General features: G+C 46.9%; 20 protein-coding genes and 1 other annotated feature. Of the genes, 6 read left to right on the top strand and 14 right to left on the bottom strand.

Annotation, left to right across the window (positions count from 1 at the left end; all coding sequences use genetic code 11):
• Window positions 1-5 precede the first annotated feature (5 nt).
• Genes G3255_RS16950 through G3255_RS16930 form a run of 5 tightly spaced genes read right to left on the bottom strand, consistent with a single transcriptional unit; the run spans window position 6 to window position 3,791 of the window.
• Entirely contained in the window at window positions 6-1,562 is a 1,557-nt protein-coding gene (locus G3255_RS16950; protein WP_211655546.1) for a polyamine aminopropyltransferase, read from the bottom strand.
• 12 nt (window positions 1,563-1,574) lie between these two features.
• Complete coding sequence (locus tag G3255_RS16945; RefSeq protein WP_211655545.1) at window positions 1,575-1,967, bottom strand: DUF350 domain-containing protein; 393 nt, start codon at window positions 1,965-1,967, stop codon at window positions 1,575-1,577.
• 24 nt (window positions 1,968-1,991) lie between these two features.
• Window positions 1,992-2,534 carry a DUF4247 domain-containing protein gene (locus G3255_RS16940; RefSeq protein WP_211655544.1) on the bottom strand — a complete coding sequence of 181 codons (543 nt, stop codon included), beginning with the start codon at window positions 2,532-2,534 and terminating at the stop codon, window positions 1,992-1,994.
• 57 nt (window positions 2,535-2,591) lie between these two features.
• Complete coding sequence (locus G3255_RS16935) at window positions 2,592-3,263, bottom strand: PspA/IM30 family protein (RefSeq protein WP_211655543.1); 672 nt, start codon at window positions 3,261-3,263, stop codon at window positions 2,592-2,594.
• 18 nt (window positions 3,264-3,281) lie between these two features.
• A complete protein-coding gene (locus tag G3255_RS16930) occupies window positions 3,282-3,791 on the bottom strand; it encodes a DUF4178 domain-containing protein (protein ID WP_211655542.1) in 510 nt (169 codons plus the stop codon).
• 323 nt (window positions 3,792-4,114) lie between these two features.
• Here G3255_RS16930 and G3255_RS16925 point away from each other — a divergent pair, with 323 nt between their 5' ends.
• The gene (locus G3255_RS16925; RefSeq protein ID WP_211655541.1) at window positions 4,115-4,813 is read left to right on the top strand and encodes a Type 1 glutamine amidotransferase-like domain-containing protein; all 699 of its coding nucleotides are present in this window, start codon (window positions 4,115-4,117) and stop codon (window positions 4,811-4,813) included.
• 98 nt (window positions 4,814-4,911) lie between these two features.
• Window positions 4,912-6,351: an aldehyde dehydrogenase gene (gene aldA / locus G3255_RS16920; RefSeq protein ID WP_211655540.1), complete on the top strand. Its 1,440-nt coding sequence runs from the start codon at window positions 4,912-4,914 to the stop codon at window positions 6,349-6,351.
• Between the two features lie 51 nt (window positions 6,352-6,402).
• On the opposite strand, the gene tyrS is transcribed toward aldA, so the two are convergent.
• The 3 genes from tyrS to G3255_RS16905 form a co-directional block, all read right to left on the bottom strand.
• Window positions 6,403-7,617, bottom strand: coding sequence for a tyrosine--tRNA ligase (gene tyrS, locus G3255_RS16915; RefSeq protein ID WP_211655539.1), 1,215 nt, complete (start codon window positions 7,615-7,617; stop codon window positions 6,403-6,405).
• 78 nt (window positions 7,618-7,695) lie between these two features.
• Window positions 7,696-7,937 (bottom strand) — a binding site (T-box leader).
• A 126-nt stretch (window positions 7,938-8,063) separates the two neighbouring features.
• Window positions 8,064-9,530, bottom strand: a complete 1,467-nt coding sequence (locus tag G3255_RS16910) for a DHA2 family efflux MFS transporter permease subunit (protein ID WP_211655538.1) — start codon at window positions 9,528-9,530, stop codon at window positions 8,064-8,066.
• 32 nt (window positions 9,531-9,562) lie between these two features.
• Window positions 9,563-10,138 carry a TetR/AcrR family transcriptional regulator gene (locus G3255_RS16905; protein ID WP_211655537.1) on the bottom strand — a complete coding sequence of 192 codons (576 nt, stop codon included), beginning with the start codon at window positions 10,136-10,138 and terminating at the stop codon, window positions 9,563-9,565.
• 166 nt (window positions 10,139-10,304) lie between these two features.
• Between G3255_RS16905 and G3255_RS16900 the strand changes: the two genes are divergently transcribed.
• Window positions 10,305-11,300, top strand: a complete 996-nt coding sequence (locus tag G3255_RS16900; protein WP_211655536.1) for a YhdH/YhfP family quinone oxidoreductase — start codon at window positions 10,305-10,307, stop codon at window positions 11,298-11,300.
• An 82-nt stretch (window positions 11,301-11,382) separates the two neighbouring features.
• Here the strand turns inward: G3255_RS16900 and G3255_RS16895 are convergent, their stop codons facing one another.
• On the bottom strand, window positions 11,383-12,039 hold the full coding sequence (locus tag G3255_RS16895) for a Type 1 glutamine amidotransferase-like domain-containing protein (RefSeq protein WP_211655535.1): 657 nt from the start codon (window positions 12,037-12,039) through the stop codon (window positions 11,383-11,385).
• A gap of 140 nt (window positions 12,040-12,179) precedes the next feature.
• Between G3255_RS16895 and G3255_RS16890 the strand changes: the two genes are divergently transcribed.
• From G3255_RS16890 to G3255_RS16880, 3 genes are all read left to right on the top strand, one after another.
• A complete protein-coding gene (locus G3255_RS16890; RefSeq protein WP_211655534.1) occupies window positions 12,180-12,791 on the top strand; it encodes a TetR/AcrR family transcriptional regulator in 612 nt (203 codons plus the stop codon).
• Window positions 12,792-12,817: 26 nt separating this feature from the next.
• Window positions 12,818-15,139, top strand: coding sequence for an MMPL family transporter (locus G3255_RS16885; protein ID WP_211655533.1), 2,322 nt, complete (start codon window positions 12,818-12,820; stop codon window positions 15,137-15,139).
• Window positions 15,140-15,652: 513 nt separating this feature from the next.
• Window positions 15,653-15,904: an AbrB/MazE/SpoVT family DNA-binding domain-containing protein gene (locus G3255_RS16880; protein ID WP_211655532.1), complete on the top strand. Its 252-nt coding sequence runs from the start codon at window positions 15,653-15,655 to the stop codon at window positions 15,902-15,904.
• Between the two features lie 54 nt (window positions 15,905-15,958).
• On the opposite strand, the gene G3255_RS16875 is transcribed toward G3255_RS16880, so the two are convergent.
• From G3255_RS16875 to G3255_RS16855, 5 genes are all read right to left on the bottom strand, one after another.
• Window positions 15,959-16,282: a helix-turn-helix domain-containing protein gene (locus G3255_RS16875; protein WP_211655531.1), complete on the bottom strand. Its 324-nt coding sequence runs from the start codon at window positions 16,280-16,282 to the stop codon at window positions 15,959-15,961.
• Complete coding sequence (locus tag G3255_RS16870) at window positions 16,279-16,641, bottom strand: type II toxin-antitoxin system RelE/ParE family toxin (RefSeq protein ID WP_211655530.1); 363 nt, start codon at window positions 16,639-16,641, stop codon at window positions 16,279-16,281. Before G3255_RS16870 ends, G3255_RS16875 begins: the two co-directional genes overlap by 4 nt.
• A 252-nt stretch (window positions 16,642-16,893) precedes the next feature.
• The gene (locus tag G3255_RS20135) at window positions 16,894-17,778 is read right to left on the bottom strand and encodes an SAV1803-related protein (RefSeq protein ID WP_249222157.1); all 885 of its coding nucleotides are present in this window, start codon (window positions 17,776-17,778) and stop codon (window positions 16,894-16,896) included.
• Between the two features lie 341 nt (window positions 17,779-18,119).
• Window positions 18,120-18,569: a hypothetical protein gene (locus tag G3255_RS16860; RefSeq protein WP_211655529.1), complete on the bottom strand. Its 450-nt coding sequence runs from the start codon at window positions 18,567-18,569 to the stop codon at window positions 18,120-18,122.
• Window positions 18,566-18,868: a PadR family transcriptional regulator gene (locus tag G3255_RS16855; protein WP_211655528.1), complete on the bottom strand. Its 303-nt coding sequence runs from the start codon at window positions 18,866-18,868 to the stop codon at window positions 18,566-18,568. The genes G3255_RS16860 and G3255_RS16855 overlap by 4 nt, the downstream gene beginning before the upstream one ends.
• Window positions 18,869-18,979: the final 111 nt, after the last annotated feature.

Below are 18,979 nucleotides of genomic sequence, written 5' to 3'. Positions count from 1 at the left end.
GTGATCTAATCGTAATTGTTCCATGCCTTTTCGTAGATCTCGATCAACTCAGGCCGGATCAATGTATTGGGTTCGAGTGTGATGTTCTGGCCATTGCTGTCTTCGATAGCGGCATCTTCATCTTTGCCGAATACAGTCAACGCCGGCAGTAAATCTTCGGTTAAGTATTGGGTATCTTCGAGTATTTCAAGTTCCTCGATATTGATGCCGTTTCGGGAAGCAAGCACATAGCCCCAGCCGCCGAAACTTGGAATGTCAGCGTGCAGGTTTTCGGTCTGCAAACCGGTAGCATCAATAGTTTTATCGATTGTCCAGTAGACTTCCGGGGCAAATACCGGGCTGGTCGCCTGAACCATCATGGCACCATCTGGAGACAAATGGTTGCGGGCAAGTGAATAAAATTCCTGTGTGTACAACTTATTGAGGGATTCATTGTTTGGATCCGGCAAGTCAATAATGATGACGTCATAAAACCCCTCCGCTTGCTCTAAAAAGCGAAACGCATCGCCGTTCAAAACATTCACTTTCTCATGATCCAGCGAATTTTCGTTCAGTTCGGTCAGCAAATGATTTTGCTGTGCGAGAGCTGTCATTTTAGGGTCAAGATCAACCAAATCGATCTTTCTCAACTCGTCGTATTTCAGCAATTCACGGACCGCCAGCCCATCGCCGCCCCCTAGGACCAGCGCCCGGTCATGGCGGGCAGCCGCTGCCATCGGCGTATGGACAAGGATCTCATGGTAACGGTGTTCATCGAAGGAACTGAATTGAAGCTGGCCATCCAAATAGAGCCGCGTGTCTCCCTGTTCTTTCGTCAAAATGATTTGCTGATAGGAGGTCTGCTCTGAAAATACGACGGGGTCTTTGTACAGCCGTTGTTCAAAATGAAAAGCGGCTTCTTCTCCAAACAATGCGCCGGCAATTAGAATGGCTAGAAATAAAAAGCCGAATGAAGCGTGCATGCGGAACCGTTTTAATTCACCTTTAAAGCGAAAAACGATCCACAAGGCAACAGCTACGTTAATGATGCCGACAAGAAAGGAGGTTTTGACGAGGCCGAAATAAGGGCGCAACAGAAATAGGAAAAGCAGACCGCCTATCAGGCCGCCAGCATAATCGAAAAACAGCACTTTCGCAGCGCTTTTCTGGAGTGAAACCCCGATCTCATTCGCTTTTCGGATCAAAACCGGCAATTCGACTCCGGTTAAAGTCCCGACAAGCAGCGTGACGCTGTACAAAAACAGCGAATCGGTGCCGTCCGGCAAATAAGCGGTAACACCAAACAGCAACATGGCCGCGAATCCGCCCGTAATCCCAATGCCGTATTCAATCCAAATAAATGAAGCGACCAAATGCTTGGTCACTTTTTCACTAATGTAAGCCCCGATTCCCATTCCGGTTAAAAAAAGAGAGATGATAAGTGTATACTGCTTCACTCCATCTCCTAAAATGTATGAACCGAGCGCCCCGAACAGCACTTCGAAAATAATGCCGCAAATGGACACAATGCCCGATGCATAATAAATCGCCCGGCTTTGCCGGACGGATTCTGTTTCTATCATTCAAACACCGCCTTATGTAATGGAAGCGCCAATCACGAACGCCAATCCGACTGAAACGGCAAATGAAATGATCCCAATCGCTGTATTGTTAGCTTTCAGCTCGTCCTCCACTGAAAAGCGGGTGAGAAGTTCAAAAAGTAAATAAGCGACCAACTGAAGCCCTAAGCCGTACAGACCCCAAATTGCCGTTTCTGTAATTGTGTCATTATGGAAAATGGAAAAGGTAATGATGACGCACGTGCCGATGATTTTTCCTGCTATCGACAAAGCGACTGCCGAATTTCCGTTTTTCATTTCGTCCCAATCTTTGTATTTTCTGGTCATAAGCTCAAATACGACTAAGCCTACGATTACAACAGCAATAGCTGCGAGGAAATATAAAAATGTCAATAAGAATGGATTCACTGCTTTAAGCCCCTTTACTAAAGTTTATTTTCCGACTCCCGGGCCTCCGCCGCGAAATTCTGATCCCCGCCCGAATGAACCGGAAGGGAAGGTGTTATAAGAACCGCCGCCTGAATAGCAGCCGCCTCCGGCACATCTATTGGCCTGCGTCCAGCCAGACCCGTATCGATTGCTTAAAAAAGAACCGACAAACATGCCAGAGAAAAAGCCTGGATTGTAATGCGAGCGGACAAACTCGTCTTCTGCCACTTCAACGAGCGTAGCTCCTGCATTTTCCGGATCTTCTGTTAAAATGATCAATTCGTCATCATAGACCAGCACCTGTCGGCCATCCACTTCTTCGCCGATTCTCTCAGGTTCCTGGATCCCGCTTAATTCTGCTGCGGTGTCCGGTATGCTTTTATCAGATCGGTAGAGCATTGCACGGTCATTGGTGTTCTGGTTGTTCTGTACAGCATTTATAAAGGTATAATTTTGATCGATATAGTCTTCTGCCGATGCCATTCCACAGGCTGCCAGAAAAACGGCTAAAGCGATCAAGCCGGTTAACCATCCTTTTTTTCTCATAATTAAAACACTCCAAATGAACAAAAACGGCCCACCGCAAAAGCGGGCCGCGGTTCGTTATTCTTTTCCGAACTGTTTCTTAAGGGCCGCCAGCTCATCATCCACGGCATCGCCTTTATTGAGCGATGCAAATTCATCGTCCAGGCTGCGTCCGCCTGCGCGCAAATCTTCAGAAGTTTCGGCTTCCGCTTCGAACTGCATGACTTTTTCTTCCATGCGGTCAAAACCGCGCCGTGACTCGTCGCCCCCTACAGAAGACATTGTGCGGTTAATCTTGGTCCGTGTTTTGGCAGATTCGGCACGTGCTTTTAAGGAATCCTGCTTGAGTTCCATTTCTTCATACTCGCGCTTCATTTCAGCTAACTGTCCACGAAGAGCCGTGGCATCAGCTGCCGCTTGCTCATGGGCCTGTTTCAGGGAATCCGCTTGCTTTGCGTGATTTTGCTTGTCTTCAAGTGCACGGCGGGCCAATTCTTCATTTTCTGCTTCAAGCGCTTGTACTGCTTGCTGCTGGCGTTTTTCCACCATGCTATTGGCGTCGTCGTATTTCTTCTTCAGCATTTTTTCATTTGCCAACTGTTTGGCCACTGCTGTTTCAGCATCGCGGATATCCATCGACATTTCCCGCATAAACTGTTCAAGCATTTTCACCGGATCTTCCGCTTTATCGAGCGCCGCGTTTAACTCCGACCCTACGTAAGTTTTTACTCTCTTGAAAAATTGAAACATATTGTTTCCTCCAGTCTTTTAGCTTCCTGCTAAAATAGTGATTTCGTATTCTTCGATTTCATAGCCGTGGCTGGCTTCGACATCGCCGCCCCATACCTCGACGGATAAAAATGACTCTCCTGATTCGTCTGAGTAATCATAGTAGTCCATGCTTTTGCCGTCAACGTTCTGGCTTCTGCCTTCCGCTTTCACGAAAGCCTTGCCGCGTTCTTCCAGGTGATAAGAACGGCCGTCATATGAAACTTGCTTGGCGCCGGGTTCGAGTCCTGGGAGGTGGGCCGTTTCATATATCCCAACTTCCAATTCATCATCCATTTCCACGCTGAGCCACAAAGTTTTGCCGGCAGAAACCAACTGATAGGCAGACCAAGTATAACCGCTATCGTTATAATGGATTTTTCCGGCGACTTCATAATCCGCAAGATCGTATGACACAAAATCCCCGACGCGCAGGTTCAGCAAAGTCCGCTTTTCTGCTTTCGGTGTTTCTTTGTTTGTCCCGCCAAATAAACGATTTAAAAATCCCATTTTTTCACCTCTCTTAACATACGGACGATGTATGCGAAAGTTTCATTTTTTTGAATATAGCAGATAATAGCAATAAAAAGAAGCCAAGCATCCAGCTTAGCTGAAAGATGGTAGACATTTAAGCGGTTTAAGGCGTCCGGTGTTCGATTTCCGGAAACAGTCACATTATATAGAAGAAAACGGCATTAAAGCAAATAGCTTATTTGCGGTTGCGAAGGAATCTCCGCCTTAAAGAGAGAACAATAAAAGTGCAAGAGAAGGGGATGGCGCTTTAAAGCGAGTGCAGCGGCCAAGTATAAATCCAAACCGGAAGGAAGAAGGTTATGAAACAGATTATCGCACTGGGTGGAGGCGGCTTCTCGATGGAGCCTGAAAATCCATTGCTCGATCTATACATATTGGAACAATCGGCGAAAGAAACGCCGAAGATCTGCTTTATCCCAACAGCGAGCGGGGACGCCGACAGCTATATCACCCGGTTCTACGATTTCTTCGAACAGCAAAACTGCGAGCCTACACATCTGTCGTTATTCAAGCCGCCAGCGCAAGCGCTCGAACAGTTCGTGTTGTCGCAGGACATTTTGTATGTCGGCGGGGGCAATACGAAAAATTTGCTTGCGCTATGGAAGGAATGGGGCTTGGACCTTATTATCGAAAAAGCCTGGAGCCAAGGAATCGTCTTGGCAGGCATCAGTGCGGGGTCGATTTGCTGGTTTGAACAAGGCGTCACCGATTCTTTCGGCGAAGAACTGCATCCGCTGAACTGCTTAGGTTTTTTGCCCGGCAGTAACTGCCCCCATTACGACGGGGAAGCGCACCGGCGTCCGACGTATCAGCGATTGTTCAAACAAGGGCAGATCAAGCCGGGACTCGCCGCAGATGACGGCGTGGCGCTTCATTTTATCGGGCAGGACTTGCACAGCGTTGTCAGTTCACGTCCTGAGGCCAAGGCTTACCGTGTAGGTCTGGAATATGAACATGAACTGGAAACACGGTTTTTGGGGAAGCCTGCCATTGGGTAACAGTTAAGTTCTGTCTAAGCAGGTTAGTGCAGAAGGCCAAGTTTACCGGTAACTGGAAAGGGAAAAACCTACTAATAGAAAAATTAGGAGGAGATCTTTTGCAAACTCACCAAATGTATGTGAACGGCGAATATATAAAGTCCACTGGAGACGAATGGATCGACATCATCAACCCAGCGACGGAAGAAGTGATTTCCAAGATTCCGAAAGGCACTGAAGAAGATGTCGATAAAGCCGTAGAAGCGGCGCACCAGGCACAACAGGCATGGGAACTGACACCGAATATCGAACGCGGGAAAATCGTCCGCAAGCTGGGCGATAAAATTGCGGAAAACCGCGACAAGTTCATCGACCTATTGCAGGAAGAACAAGGGAAAGACTATGAACTGGCAAGCGGCGAGGTAGATTTGGCGATCGATTATTTCCGTTATATGTCCGAATGGGCGAGACGGATTGAAGGGGAAATCGTGCCGAGCGACCGGCCAAATGAGAACATTCTGGTCTACAAAAAACCGATCGGCGTTGTGGCTGGAATTATCCCATGGAACTTCCCAATATTCATTTTAGCGAGAAAAGTCGCGACAGCACTTGTTACAGGCTGCACAATCGTCATCAAGCCGAGCCAGCAGACACCGAATACGGCAATGGAATTCACGAAACTTGTCGACGAGATGGAAGAAATCCCAGCAGGCGTTTACAATGTCGTAACCGGCACCGGTTCTGAGATTGGCAACGCGATGGCTTCGCATAAAAAAGTCCAAATGATCACCATGACAGGCAGCTTGCCGGCCGGCACGAAAGTAATGGAAGCGGCAGCGCAAAACATCACCAAAGTCAATCTCGAACTTGGTGGCAAGGCGCCGGCCATCGTCACGCAGAATGCCGACCTGGACCTAGCCGCAAAAGCCATCACCACGTCAAGACTCGCAAACGGTGGACAAGCGTGCACGAATGCTGAGCGCCTTTATGTTCATGAAAGCGTAGCGGAAGAGCTCAGCCAAAAACTTATCCAAGCATTCGAAGCGACGAAACTTGGTGACCCGAGAGAAAGCAAAGACGTCACAATGGGGCCACTGATCAGCCAAGACCGTTTGGAGACTGTCGAAGGCATGGTTAAAGACGCTGTGTCGCAAGGGGCGACCGTTGCGACAGGCGGGGAACGCGCGGATTTGGCCGGGTTCTTCTACAAGCCAACTATTTTAACGAACGTGACGCACGATTCCGATATCATGCGTGAAGAGATTTTCGGACCGGTGCTTCCGATGACGACGTTCAGCACTATTGAAGAAGCAATTGAAATGGCCAACGACACGGTCTTCGGCTTGTCTTCTTCTGTCTATACAGACGACCTGAACGAAGCAATGCGCGTCGTCAATGAAATGAAATTCGGCGAGACTTACGTCAACCGCGAAAACTTCGAAGCAGTGCAAGGCTATCACGCCGGCATGCGCCAATCCGGCCTCGGCGGTGCGGACGGCAAGCACGGCATGGAAGACTTCCTTGCGACCCAAGTTGTTTATATGCAGTATAAAAAATAAATTAAATAAAGGCGCAGAAACGGATATCCGTTTCTGCGCCTTTTCCTATGACTATTTTTCAAAACGCACAAAGCGCTTTTTGCCGATCTGCAGGACGTCGCCGTTATGGACGACGGTGTCGAGTTCTTCGCGTGTCAGCTTGTCGCCGTTGAACGATACGCCGTTTTGTTCGATGAGCCGCACAAATTCGCTTTTGCTGCGGACAAATCCAGACTCTACCAACTGCGGAATGATTTCTTCGATGCGTTCTTTACCGATTTCCACCAGCAGCGAAGGGACATTTTCCGGGATTTCACGCTTTTGGAAGGCGGTTTCGAAGTAGCGTTTCGCTTCTTTCATCGCGTCTTCGCCGTGGTAGAGCGCCGTGATGATTTCCGCCAGTTCCAATTTGATATTGCGCGGGTTTTCACCGTCTTCAAGCCGGTCGAGTAAGGATTCGATAGCCAAGGGATGCTCATCTGTCGTCAGTTCAAAGTATTTGAAGACCAAAGGATCCGGTATCTCCATTACTTTCTTGAACATGATTTCAGGCGCTTCGCTGACGCCGATGTAATTGCCCAGGCTTTTGCTCATCTTTTCCACGCCGTCGAGCCCTTCGATCAGCGGCATAAAGATGGCGACTTGTTTTTCCTGGCCCATATGCTTTTGCAGCGTGCGGCCCATTAAAATATTGAAGGTTTGGTCCGTGCCGCCGATTTCGATATCCGCTTTCAGTTCAACGGAATCGTAGGCTTGCATGAGCGGGTAGAAAAACTCGTGAATGCCGATGGGCGACTGGTTTTGGTAGCGGTTCTGGAAATCGTCGCGTTCGAGCATGCGCGCGACCGACGTGCTGGCGGCAAGCTTCAAGACCTCCTCGAAATTAAGTTTCGACAGCCATTCGCTATTGAAGCGCACCGTTGTCTTCGTTTTGTCGAGCACTTTGAAGATCTGTTCATAGTAAGTCTCCGCATTCTGCCGGACCTCTTCGTCACTGAGCGCGGTCCGTCCTTTCGCCTTGCCGGAAGGGTCGCCGATGCGCCCGGTGAAGTCGCCGATCAAAATGACCGCCTGGTGGCCGAGGTCCTGCAATTGCTTAATTTTGCGCAAAACTACTGCGTGGCCAAGGTGGATATCAGGTGCGGACGGGTCGAGGCCGAGTTTGATGGTGAGCGGGCGCTGTTCGTTGTATGAGCGCTCGAGCTTTTCGAGCAATTCGCCTTCCTCGATGATTTCGGCTGCTCCTTTTTCGATGATTTTCATTTGTTCAACGGGTGTGAGTCGCATGCTAACATCTCCTTGTCTTGGAATAGTCATATCGCAAAATCGATAAGAATACAAAAAAGCGCCCTCTAGGGAAAAACCCTAAAGGACGCGGATATGCGTGTTACCACCTTAGTTTGGAAACTGCTCGCACAGCTTCCCTTGGAAAGTACGGCCGAAGCGATACTCCTGCATGGATTACGGATGCAACTCCGGTGTAGCCTACTGAAGGTTCGGTACACAGCTCAAAGAGGTATTTCCCCGGACACCGCATGCGCCTCTCATCAACCGGCCACTTTCTGTCTGCTTCAGTCACAGGTACTCGTTCTTATCATCGCTTTTGTTCTTATACTCCGAAATGCTCGGGCAAATCTTCGTTATGCAGATATTGTTTCTCATTATAACTGGATTAAAAAAGAAGTCAATCATGAAATGAATGGAACCTGGCTCAATCGATCGTTCATTCATTTTTAAGTGTTTTCGACAACTTCTCCTTGCGGCGCTTTTTCTGGCGCCAGATGGACGGATTTGATGAAGAAAGAAATCACCAAGCCGACCACAGCGAGTACCAAACCGAATGTAAAGGCATTTTGCACGCCGGCCGTCAGTGCTTCGGGAATAGCGGAAGCGCTGTTTGGATCGGATACATTTTGCATATAGGTCGATTGCGTCGAAGACATGATGGTGATAGCGACCGCTGTCCCGATGGCGCCGGATACTTGCTGAAGTGTGTTCATCAAAGCGGTGCCGTCCGGATACAAGTCTTTTGGCAATTGGTTCAATGCATTGGTTTGGGCAGGCATCATCACCAATGAAACCCCGATCATCAAAAGAGTATTCAAGACGACTATCGCGACTGCTGTAGTGGCGGTCGTGACGCCAGACAAATTCCACAAGGTAATGATGATGATGGAAAACCCGGGAATGACCAATCCTCTCGGCCCGTATTTATCGTAAATCCGCCCGGTAATCGGGGACATCAATCCGTTCAACACACCGCCCGGCAGGAGGATGAGCCCGGCTGTGACAGCTGCCAAGCCAAGTCCTGTCTGCAAATAAAGCGGCAGCAGAATGGCTGATGACAGGATGACCATGAACGCGATAAAAACGGCCGCAAGCCCAAGTGTGAACATCGGGTATTTAAAGACGCGGAGGTTAATCATCGGCTGGTCCATTTTGAATTGGCGGATGGAGAACAAGAACAGCGAGACAAATCCAATCGCAAGGGATGCGATTACGATGAAACTGCCCCAGCCGCTTTCCCCAGCGGTGCTGAATCCATAAACAATGCCGCCAAACCCGAGGGAAGACAGCACGATGGAAGTAATGTCGATCTTAGGTTTTGTGATCACGCTAACGTTCTGCATGAACATGATGCCGAAAATCAATGCAAACACGAGAAACGGAAGAGACACCCAGAAAATCCAATGCCAGCTTAAGTTTTCAATTAAAAATCCGGAAATCGTCGGCCCGATCGCCGGAGCGAACATGATGACCAAGCCCATCAATCCCATAATCGCGCCTCTGCGATGAATGGGGAAGATCAATAGAATGGTGTTGAACATGAGCGGCAAAAGCAAGCCGGTACCGATTGCTTGGATGACCCGGGCCACCATGAGAATGCTGAAACTCGGCGCCAGTGCAGCGATCAAGGTGCCGGTCACTGAAAAGGCCAGAGCGGCAATGAATAGCTGTCTTGTGCTGAACCATTGCAGTAATAAGCCCGAGACAGGGACCAGTATGCCGAGTGTCAGCAAGTATCCGGTCGTGAGCCATTGGATGGTGGACGATCCCACACCGAATTGTTGGATTAAATCACCCAATGCCATATTGAGCGCAGTCTCACTGAACAATCCAATGAAGCCTGCAATTAAGAATGAAATTAAAATAGGAGTCGTTTTGATGGTTTCTTGTTGCTGTCCTGCTATAGTTGTCATATTTTATCCATTCCTCTCTGAAATGCCTGATTCTAATTCTCTCTTTTTGACAAGATGAAAGGAATTTGATCGGCGATGATTAAAAGCGATTCCTCGCTTTTGGTAGTAAGTGAAAGAAGAATGCCTCCCTCGATCGCGGCCAGAATGAACACCCCGTAATCTTTAGCCAGCTTTTCACTGTATCCTGCTTCAAAAAACTTAGTGGAGTATAGTTCGCTCCACTCTTCGAATGCTGTTTGGCACGCGGACCTGATCGGTTCATTGGTCGAATATTTTTCAGCCGCAATCGTCCCAATCGGAAACCCGACCGGTTCTGTCTCATCTTTCAATAGAGCGGCCAACTGATGAATATGGTCTTGCACCGCTTTGACAGGATCGCCAATTTGTTCGAACGACTCTTCAATCCATGCCAAAACAATATCTTTGGTATGATGAATGGCTTCGACAGCCAGCTCTTCTTTGCCATTAGGGAAATAATGGTACAGGGAACCTTTAGGAATATTGATCTCTTTTAAAATATCATTAAGACTGATCCCTTCGTAGCCGTGCAGGCGGAACAATCTGGAAGCAGCCTCGATCAACGCCACTTTCGTATTGGGTTTAGACATAATTCACCTCTTTAAATAATTAAACCGACCAGTCTAATATAATTGCTGGATAAATCAATGTCAAAGAATGGGTTTGCTCACAGCAGTAAAATAGTGCAAGAGGATCTCTCCAGATAATGCATGCCACAACGCTGATTCGGGAAGAGAAGAGCAAGGAGGGATTTTCATGGATCCATTTAAAGCGATTGTCATTAAACAACAAGAAGATGAAGTGACCTACGGCGTGGAACAAATCGGCGAAGAACAATTATCGCAAGGAGACGTTTTGGTGAAAGTGGCGTATTCGTCAATCAATTACAAAGACATGCTCGCGGTACAGAAAAAAGGCGGAGTCATCCGCGATTACCCGATGATTCCCGGAATCGACTTCAGCGGAACGATTGTACATACAGCAGACGGGCGATTCCAGGAAGGCCAGGAAGTGGTCGTTACAGGATTTGAGATGGGCATGAGCCATACCGGCGGCTTCGCCGAATATGCCCGCGTGCCGGCCCAGTGGATCGTGCCTTTGCCGAACGGCTTGAGCTTGAAAGACGCCATGGTGTTCGGGACGGCTGGATTCACGGCGGCCTTATCTATTCAAGCGCTTGAACAAAACGGCATGGACCCGAAAAATAATCCGGAGCTACTGGTTACAGGATCGACTGGCGGCGTCGGCAGTGTCGCGCTGCAGATTCTCTCCAAAATCGGCTACACCAATATCACGGCCTTGGTGCGTAAAGACCATCAAGTGGACGTAGCGAAATCACTGGGAGCAAGCGAAGTCATTTTCCCGGATGATCTGGGCGAACTGAAAAAACCATTGAACAAGCCGAAATTCGACTATGTCCTGGATACGGTCGGCGGCGATGTGGCGTCGGTCATCATCCCGCAAATTTCCTACGGCGGCAGCATGAGCATGTGCGGCAACGCAGCCGGCCTTCAACTGACGGCGACGGTGCTGCCGTTCATCTTAAGAGGCGTCAATTTGCTTGGCATCGATTCGGTCAACGTGCCGATCGAAAAACGCGGCGCGATTTGGGACAAGATGGCGGCCGACTGGAACATCACCCAAACAACTTTGACGGATGAAGTCTCGCTCGAAAAAGTCCCTGAAACAATCGAGGCGATCAAAAACGGCAAGCATTTAGGGAGAACCATCGTTAATTGCCAAGATGCTTAAATCCACCAAAAAAACGTTCGGCAAGCATGAAACTGTGCTTGCTGAACGTTTTTTATTTTGCCCATCGATACAGTTAACGAAGCTAAAAAGTCTCCTCCAGTTTCCGGATGTCTGAGCGCGACATAACATAGACATCGCCCAAAATATCGATGCTGCCGCCTTTTGAGCGCAAGGCACAGTCTTTATTTGACGCGTACACGTTCATTTCATCTGACAGGGCAGACAGCTCTTCTTGTAGGAGTGCCATATTGTTTTCGAGGTCGAAATGGGACAGCACGGAAAAAGGGTCTAGCGCGAGGCCGTCGCAAACGGTGTCCATGTCGACAGCATATCCAAAGCGTTCCGAGCACTTCCATTTAGCGGACATATTGATCGCCCCGGCGCTGGCCCCCATGACCAAGGCGGCGCTCGTTTTGATAGGCTCCGCCAAATCATACTCCGTCAAAAACCGGTTTTGCTTAAGCGTATCTCCGCCCAATAGAAAAATGGCCGAGGCATTTCTGATTAAGGCATGGGCCACTTCCTGCTCTACACGCGAATCGATTAGATGATATTCATCGAATGAAATACCTGCCTGATGGAGCCAGGCACGTTCCACAACGCCGTCGACTTCAGCGTCTGATGGATCTGAGCTGATCATCACGAGCGATTTACGTTCTGGAAGGTCTTCCCTTAAGGCTTTGCTTAGGTTTTCCGGAAAACACTCACTAAACCAACCTAAATAATAATGAGTTTTCATAAGAGCCTCCTTCGTACAGGTGATAATAGCCATTATACAACCAATCGATCCGTTTTTTGTATAATTGCCCAAAGGGAAAAATTGCACATTGAGCAATTTTTGTGGTATAACATGTAAGAATTGAAAAATGAGGTGATGGAATGACTGACAGCGGTTTGCGGGATAAGAAAAAAATCGCGACTCGCCAGGCCTTGGCCGAAGCTGCATTTAACTTGGCAGTGGAGCATGGCGTGGACGGTTTTGTAGTGGAAGATATCGTCAATACGGCAGGCTATTCACGCCGGACATTTGCCAATTATTTTTCATGCAAAGAAGAAGCGATCGCCAACTCCTTGACGATGAATGATTATTTAGAGCGCGACAGCCAAATCTCATTCTCCACAGAAAAGTATACGCCTTTGGATACCATCGAGTTGTACATCCGGGGAAGTTTCACGATCAATAAATTGAGGCGGCTCAACCAGCTCATTTCACTGTCGCGCAACTATCCTTCGCTCAAGCTGTATGTAACCGGCGCATTGATGGAAGTGCAAAATTTTGCGAAACGCGGCATCAGTGAAGAGTTCGGCAGCGATTATCCGGAAGAGTATTACCCTATTCTGATCGGCGCCGTATTTGGTGCGATTTTGCCGGTGCTGGATGAAAGCATCGCCGTCAAATTACCGGAAGACGGGGAGCAGGACGAGACCGATAACGAGTTTAACCAATACATCGATATCGTTTTTGGCCATTTACGAAAAGGCTTTAACTAACAAAAGTAGAGAACGGAGTTGCACATGTGTCGAGATTTTTTTACAGCATCGGAAAAACAGCCTATAGCAAGCCTTGGATTTTCATTGCCAGCTGGCTGCTCATTTTAGGCGTCATCATCACAGCCATCGTAACGAATGGCGTGAATACAAGCAGCGAAACAAGAATTGACGGCACCGCCGCACAGGACGTACTGGACGAATTGGCGGAAGAATACCCAGCCGCATCCGGCGGGCAGGGAAGTTACCTGTTCGAAGTGCCGGAAGGGGAAGCCATTGACGATCCGGCCAATGCCCAAGCTTTAGCCATGGCAGCAAATGAAATTTATGGACTAGATCATGTCGTCAATCCAATGGACATGCTGCAAGACGAAGAAGCAATGGCCCAGCTGCAGGGACTGCAAGACATGATGAGCCAGCTCCCGGCGTCTGAAGTCAACCACCGGCCGTTCATCGTTCAAGAAATGCCGGTCCCGGGAATCCAAATTTCAGAAGACGGCACGGTTGCATTATTCCAGTTCCAACTGACCAAAACAGCGGAAGATTTGAGCGAAGCGGAACGCGAAGAACTTGCAGATGCCGCAAATATCGCTCAAGACAATTCTTCCATCACGGTCATTCCGACGGGCGCGCTGCAAGGCGTCGATATCCCGATCGGCGGCACGCATGAAATCATCGGGCTCGCTATCGCAGCAGTCATCCTGGTCGTCACGCTCGGCTCATTAATCGCCGCAGGCTTGCCGCTAGTCGTGGCATTGATCGGCGTCGGTGTGGGCGTTGGCGGAACATTCGCCTTGTCGAGCATGTTCGAGATCAACAGCCTGACACCGGTTCTCGCTTTGATGATCGGCCTTGCTGTCGGCATAGATTATGCCTTGTTCATTGTTAACAGACAGCGCAAACTGATCAACGAACAACAATTGCCCGCTAAAGAAGCGGCTGCCCGTGCAGTCGGTACAGCGGGCAGCGCGGTCTTCTTTGCCGGCTTGACCGTCATCATCGCGCTCAGCGGTTTGCTGGTCATCGGCATCTCGTTCCTCAGCAGCATGGCAATCGTCGCCGCACTGACGGTGCTGATTGATGTGCTGGTCGCGCTCACACTGCTTCCGGCGTTGCTTGGCTTGATCGGGGAGCGGATCGTCTCAGCCAAAACGAGAAATAAAGCTCAAACGAACAACAGCTCGAAACCAAGCTTTGCTCAAGGATGGATCACCGGCTTATTGAAAACGAAATGGGTCGCGGTCTTACTGGTCATTATCGTTCTCGGTACACTCGCAGTGCCAGTCGCACAGATGAACCTCGGTATGCCGTCGGGCGAAAGCGCCAATCAAGACACCGCTGTAAGGCAGAGCTATGACGTCATTTCCGACAGCTTTGGCGAAGGCTTTAACGGCCCGCTTCTTGTCGTGGCCAAAGACCAGGATGCAGCTGCAGTAGATCCGCAGGAATATTTCCAACTGCTCAGCAATATCTCACAGCTTGACGGCGTAGCGGAAGTATCTCCAGGCGGCTTCAATGAAGATGGAACAATCGCCATCATCAGCATCATTCCTGAAAACGGACCAACAGATGAAGCGACAAAACAATTGGTGGAAAGTTTACGGACAGATGCCGCAGCTACTGAAAACACCAATGCAGAAATCGGCGTGACTGGTTTGACGGCGGTCAATATCGACATTTCGGAGAAGTTGGCTGAAGTGTTCCCGATCTATATCGCCATTATCGTCGTGCTGTCACTGCTTATCCTGTTAGTCGTCTTCCGTTCGATCTTGATCCCGATCAAGGCAACGGTCGGTTTCCTGTTGAGCATCATGGCAACATTCGGCGCCACAACCGCAGTCTTCCAATGGGGCTGGCTCGGATCGCTCTTCGGAATCGATACCGGCGGAACGTTGTTGAGCTTTATCCCGATCATGGTCACCGGCATCCTGTACGGGCTCGCCATGGATTACCAAGTATTCCTTGTGTCGTCGATGCGCGAAGCCTATATTCACGGTGAAAAAGGCGATGGGGCCATCGTCAGCGGCTACAAGACAGCGAGTAAAGTCGTGGTCGCCGCCGCATTGATCATGGTCTCGGTATTTTCCGGCTTTATCTTCACGGATGACATCATGATCAAGCAAATCGGATTTGCCTTAGCATTCGGCATCCTCGTCGATGCCTTCCTCATCCGCATGATCTTCGTGCCGGCCGTCATGTCGATGTTCGGCGACAAAATCTGGTGGCTGCCGAAATGGCTCGACAAGATTCTTCCGGATTTAGACATTGAAGGCGAAAAATTGCTCCACGAATTGAATGAAAAAGATAAAGATAAAGCGATACGCACGAATACTGGAGAAAACTCCATCTAAAGATAGCTAAAACTGCCGGGAAGCTTCCCGGCAGTTTTTCTTTGGTTAAAAATTTTTGAGGATCCTTCGCTGCGGAAACAGGGGGATGGGGTTAATTGAAGAGCGTGTGTAAAGTCGGTTCATGCATTTACTAACGCTTCAAATTTATTTTTTACAAAAAATTCTATTTTCATGTTGTACACTTGAGAAAAAAGATAAATCCTAGCAATGTTGACTGGCTTGGAATGTTACTATTCCTCCTATCAAACTTTAAATAGCCTTATATGTTTCTTTTGAAAAGAAAGTAGGGAAGAAATGAAATTTCTGAAGAGCTCGAAAATCATATCGGAAATTAGGAAGTTTTAAAAATAAATATAAAAAGTATCATTGAAACTTTTTCACTTGTTAGAGTCTCTAACAAATGAAAGGAGCTAACAACTTGAAAAATATAGACATTGTGAAAAAAGCAATCAAATTGAAGGAAATCGATCAGGAGATAGAAGCCATTACGAAGCAAGAGTAAGGGGGAAGAGTGTGCATACAAAAAGGCTTAACAATTTAGGACGTATTGTGATCCCAAAAGAGATTTTAGAGATATTTCAGCTGCACGAAGGCGATTTGGTCGATATCACACATAACGATCGACAAATTATCGTCGAGCCTCATCGACAACGCTATGTCTGTGCCGTGACGGGGAAAGTTACGGAAGAAGCCATTCGGATTGGCGAAGCCTGGATCAGCAAAGAGGGCCTAAAGCAAATTGTGAAATACATGAGTGACGAATAGAAGCGTACCCGGCCATGATTGAACAGCCGGGTACGCTTTTTTGGTTGGACTGGATTAGACAGAGACGATTTGTTGGTCTTCCGCAACATGAGGTTCGTTTTTCAGAATTTCCAACAAACGGCGAGCCGTACCACTCGGATGGTTTGTTCCTCGTTCCCATGCTTCTACTGTTTTAGTGGAAACGCCCATCAAGGCCGCAAATGACTTCTGTGTTAAGTTCATCTGTAGACGCAAGTCCTTGATTTCTTGCGCAGAAAAAGTGGCGAGTTCTTTGATCGCGACCGTTTTCTTGCGGGCTTTGGTCGAATTGCCTTCTGCGTATTCAATCGCTTGCCCTAGACTCGTTTTTAGTTCGTGAAACAATTGGTCTTCATTCATTGGTCATCCATCCTTTCAGAACTATAAAAGCTCTTTAATTGGTCTACCAATTGCTTGAGCGCTTTCTTTTGGTCTGGTTTCAAATTGCCTTGTTGGTTCTTCGCGTAAATCAGCAGCAAAATCGTATGGGAGGACGTCTGGATATCCAAGTAAATGATACGATACGCACCACTTTTTCCTTGATGTTCACGTTCCGGTGAAAAACGCATTTTCCGAAGGCCACCGGTCCCCGTGATGACGTCCCCTTGTCCAGGATCGGTCAGCAGTTGAAGTTCGAGTTCGCGCTGTTCAGCAGCCCCTAGTCCTTGCTTTTTCCAATTTTGATCAAAGTTTTCTACATAGACAAAGGTTCTTTTCATACATACCTCTTAACGGGTGACATATACTCTCTTAAATATACCCTATTCAATAGGGGTTATCAACTAAACTATGCTAAATCAGGACTAATAAAAAACCCACCGTGATCAGCATTTGAACTGAGCCCCATTTAGTGGACAATTTAATAAAAACACCCGGCAGCTAATGAACTGAACCCCAAATGGTAGACACTTTAAAAAGTGCCCTGCATTTGGGATTCAGTTCGCGCTGGAAGCCTCAAGACGCTTCTTTTTTTAGTTATTCTCAAGCGCCAAATATAACTCTTCGAAAAGCTTGTCTTTGATAAAAGGGTTCATTGCTAAGCTAAGTTCTTTTTTCGTTTTATAAGTATCCTTATATTTGTAGTCATATAGTAAGCCAATCACTTTCGTTCGTGGAGTTTCAAGGTGTATGCCCATATCCTTAAATTTTGGATAAGTGTAATAAAACTCTTCCACTTTTTTCTTTTGAGCCTGTTCTTCTCGTTCTCTATAGACCTTCGATATTTCTTCCCACTCTTTATCTGCTTTTCTGCGACGTTCTGCCATCTCTTCTTTGAATTCCTCGTTCCTTCTACGTCTCGCCTCGTAAAAATCGAACGGTGTATCGTGATAAGTTCTGCCTAATGATTTTTCCATCATTTTCACAATAAGGATGGCTTCGTCGTCGCTTAGAAAGGCTCTTTGGCGACAGGCCTTCATCCACTCAGGTTTGGGGATATATTTGTCTACATACCATTCTTCAATCATTGGTTTTAAATAAGCATCGTATCCCATTGCTCCAAGTTCAGGCGGTGCCTCTTTAATTATTAAGACGTGCAGGATGGCGTGTTCAATCAAATCGCAATAAACCAACCTCTCTTTCCGTTGGTATTCGAATGGAATTTTGTTTTCTTTAATGAACCACTGATCCGATATCTTTAATTCTTTGATCTCGTCGATGTGATGGCAATATAGTCCCTCACTAGTTCGTTTGTATTTCCCCGATGTGATGTTTTTAATCTCGCCATTCATAAATCGTCGATACGACTTTTCGCTGAAATAATCATATTTAGACGGGCCGTACTTCTTGAGCAAAAATTCAACGGTTTCGTTATAAGACATCTTAAGTAGGTTTTCATACTCTTTATATGTACCCATCAGATACCCCCGTAATTCCATAATGTTACATATTATTTCCAATTATAATTGATATATCGTGAGTTGCCTATAAATTTTATTGTCGTAAACTATTACTATATGAGTGAAAACGTATTTGCCATTAAAAAAACTCCCAAGCAACTTAATGCTGGGAGGCAGAATCTGATTTTTTCTGTTTCCATTCAATATATCTTTTGATGTCTTTTGGCAATCAAAAATAATTGGAAGAAACGTAATCAAGTAAAACTTTGAGTTCGTATTGGAAACCCAAAAGTAAATAGCGATTAAACAAAGTCCAAATATCGCATAATTATCAATATTAGCCGTATTAAGTAACCATTCTAATTAATGAGAACTAGAAATGTCGTGATAAACACGCCATAAACACCCATTAAACCAACCGCTGTTTTTGATAATTTGGGTTTGAGGGTAAAACCTTCTCGACCATACTTATATATACTCACTCCAAGGGTAACAACAGACAAAAATAAGGACAACATAGCAATTAATACGACAATCGTTGCAAAGATATTCACTTCGGTAGCCTCCCCTAATGGTTTTAAATTCAAAACAAGAAAAGCATTGACTATGGTGGCTGCCACTAACAATTGAACGATGCGGTAGCCATAATTGTACTTTTCATTTATCTCTATATGCCAGGCATCCATAATGCCTGTGAAGAGATCCATGATGGTTTTGAACGACGCATCTGTTTGCTTTAATATGTCGGTTAACTCGTCACCATAACGTTTCCGCCAAGTCTTGGGATATAGATAAATAAGCCATCTCATGTTATTCCTAGTCTCTTCATTCCTATATTGGTCACCTTCTGAATTTCCCTAATTTGCTCGGTTAAATAGGCGTGCCCTTCCTCTGTTAATCGATAAGGTTTTTTGCGCTCCTGAGATTCAACAGCACTGATATGACCGGCTTTTTCTAAACGCGAAATCGCTCCATACAATGTGCCTGGTCCTAACTTGATATTGTAGTTCTTTTCAATATCTTCCATAATCGCGTAGCCATGCCGATCTTGTTCAGCCAGACTGATCAAAATCAACAGGGAAGGCTCTGAGAATTTACTTTTAACCATATTTTCTCCTCCTTTCAATTTTTATTACGTTTTACGTTATATCGTATAACGTAATATTATTTGATTTGGTTTAAAAAATCAAGAGAAATCAAAAAAAGCCATATAGATAAT

Origin of the sequence: Planococcus sp. MSAK28401 (assembly GCF_018283455.1) — a bacterium.
Lineage (GTDB): Bacteria > Bacillota > Bacilli > Bacillales_A > Planococcaceae > Planococcus > Planococcus alpniumensis.
The sequence above is the reverse complement of the archived record's forward strand: the minus strand, read 5'-3'. Positions and strand labels throughout refer to the sequence as shown.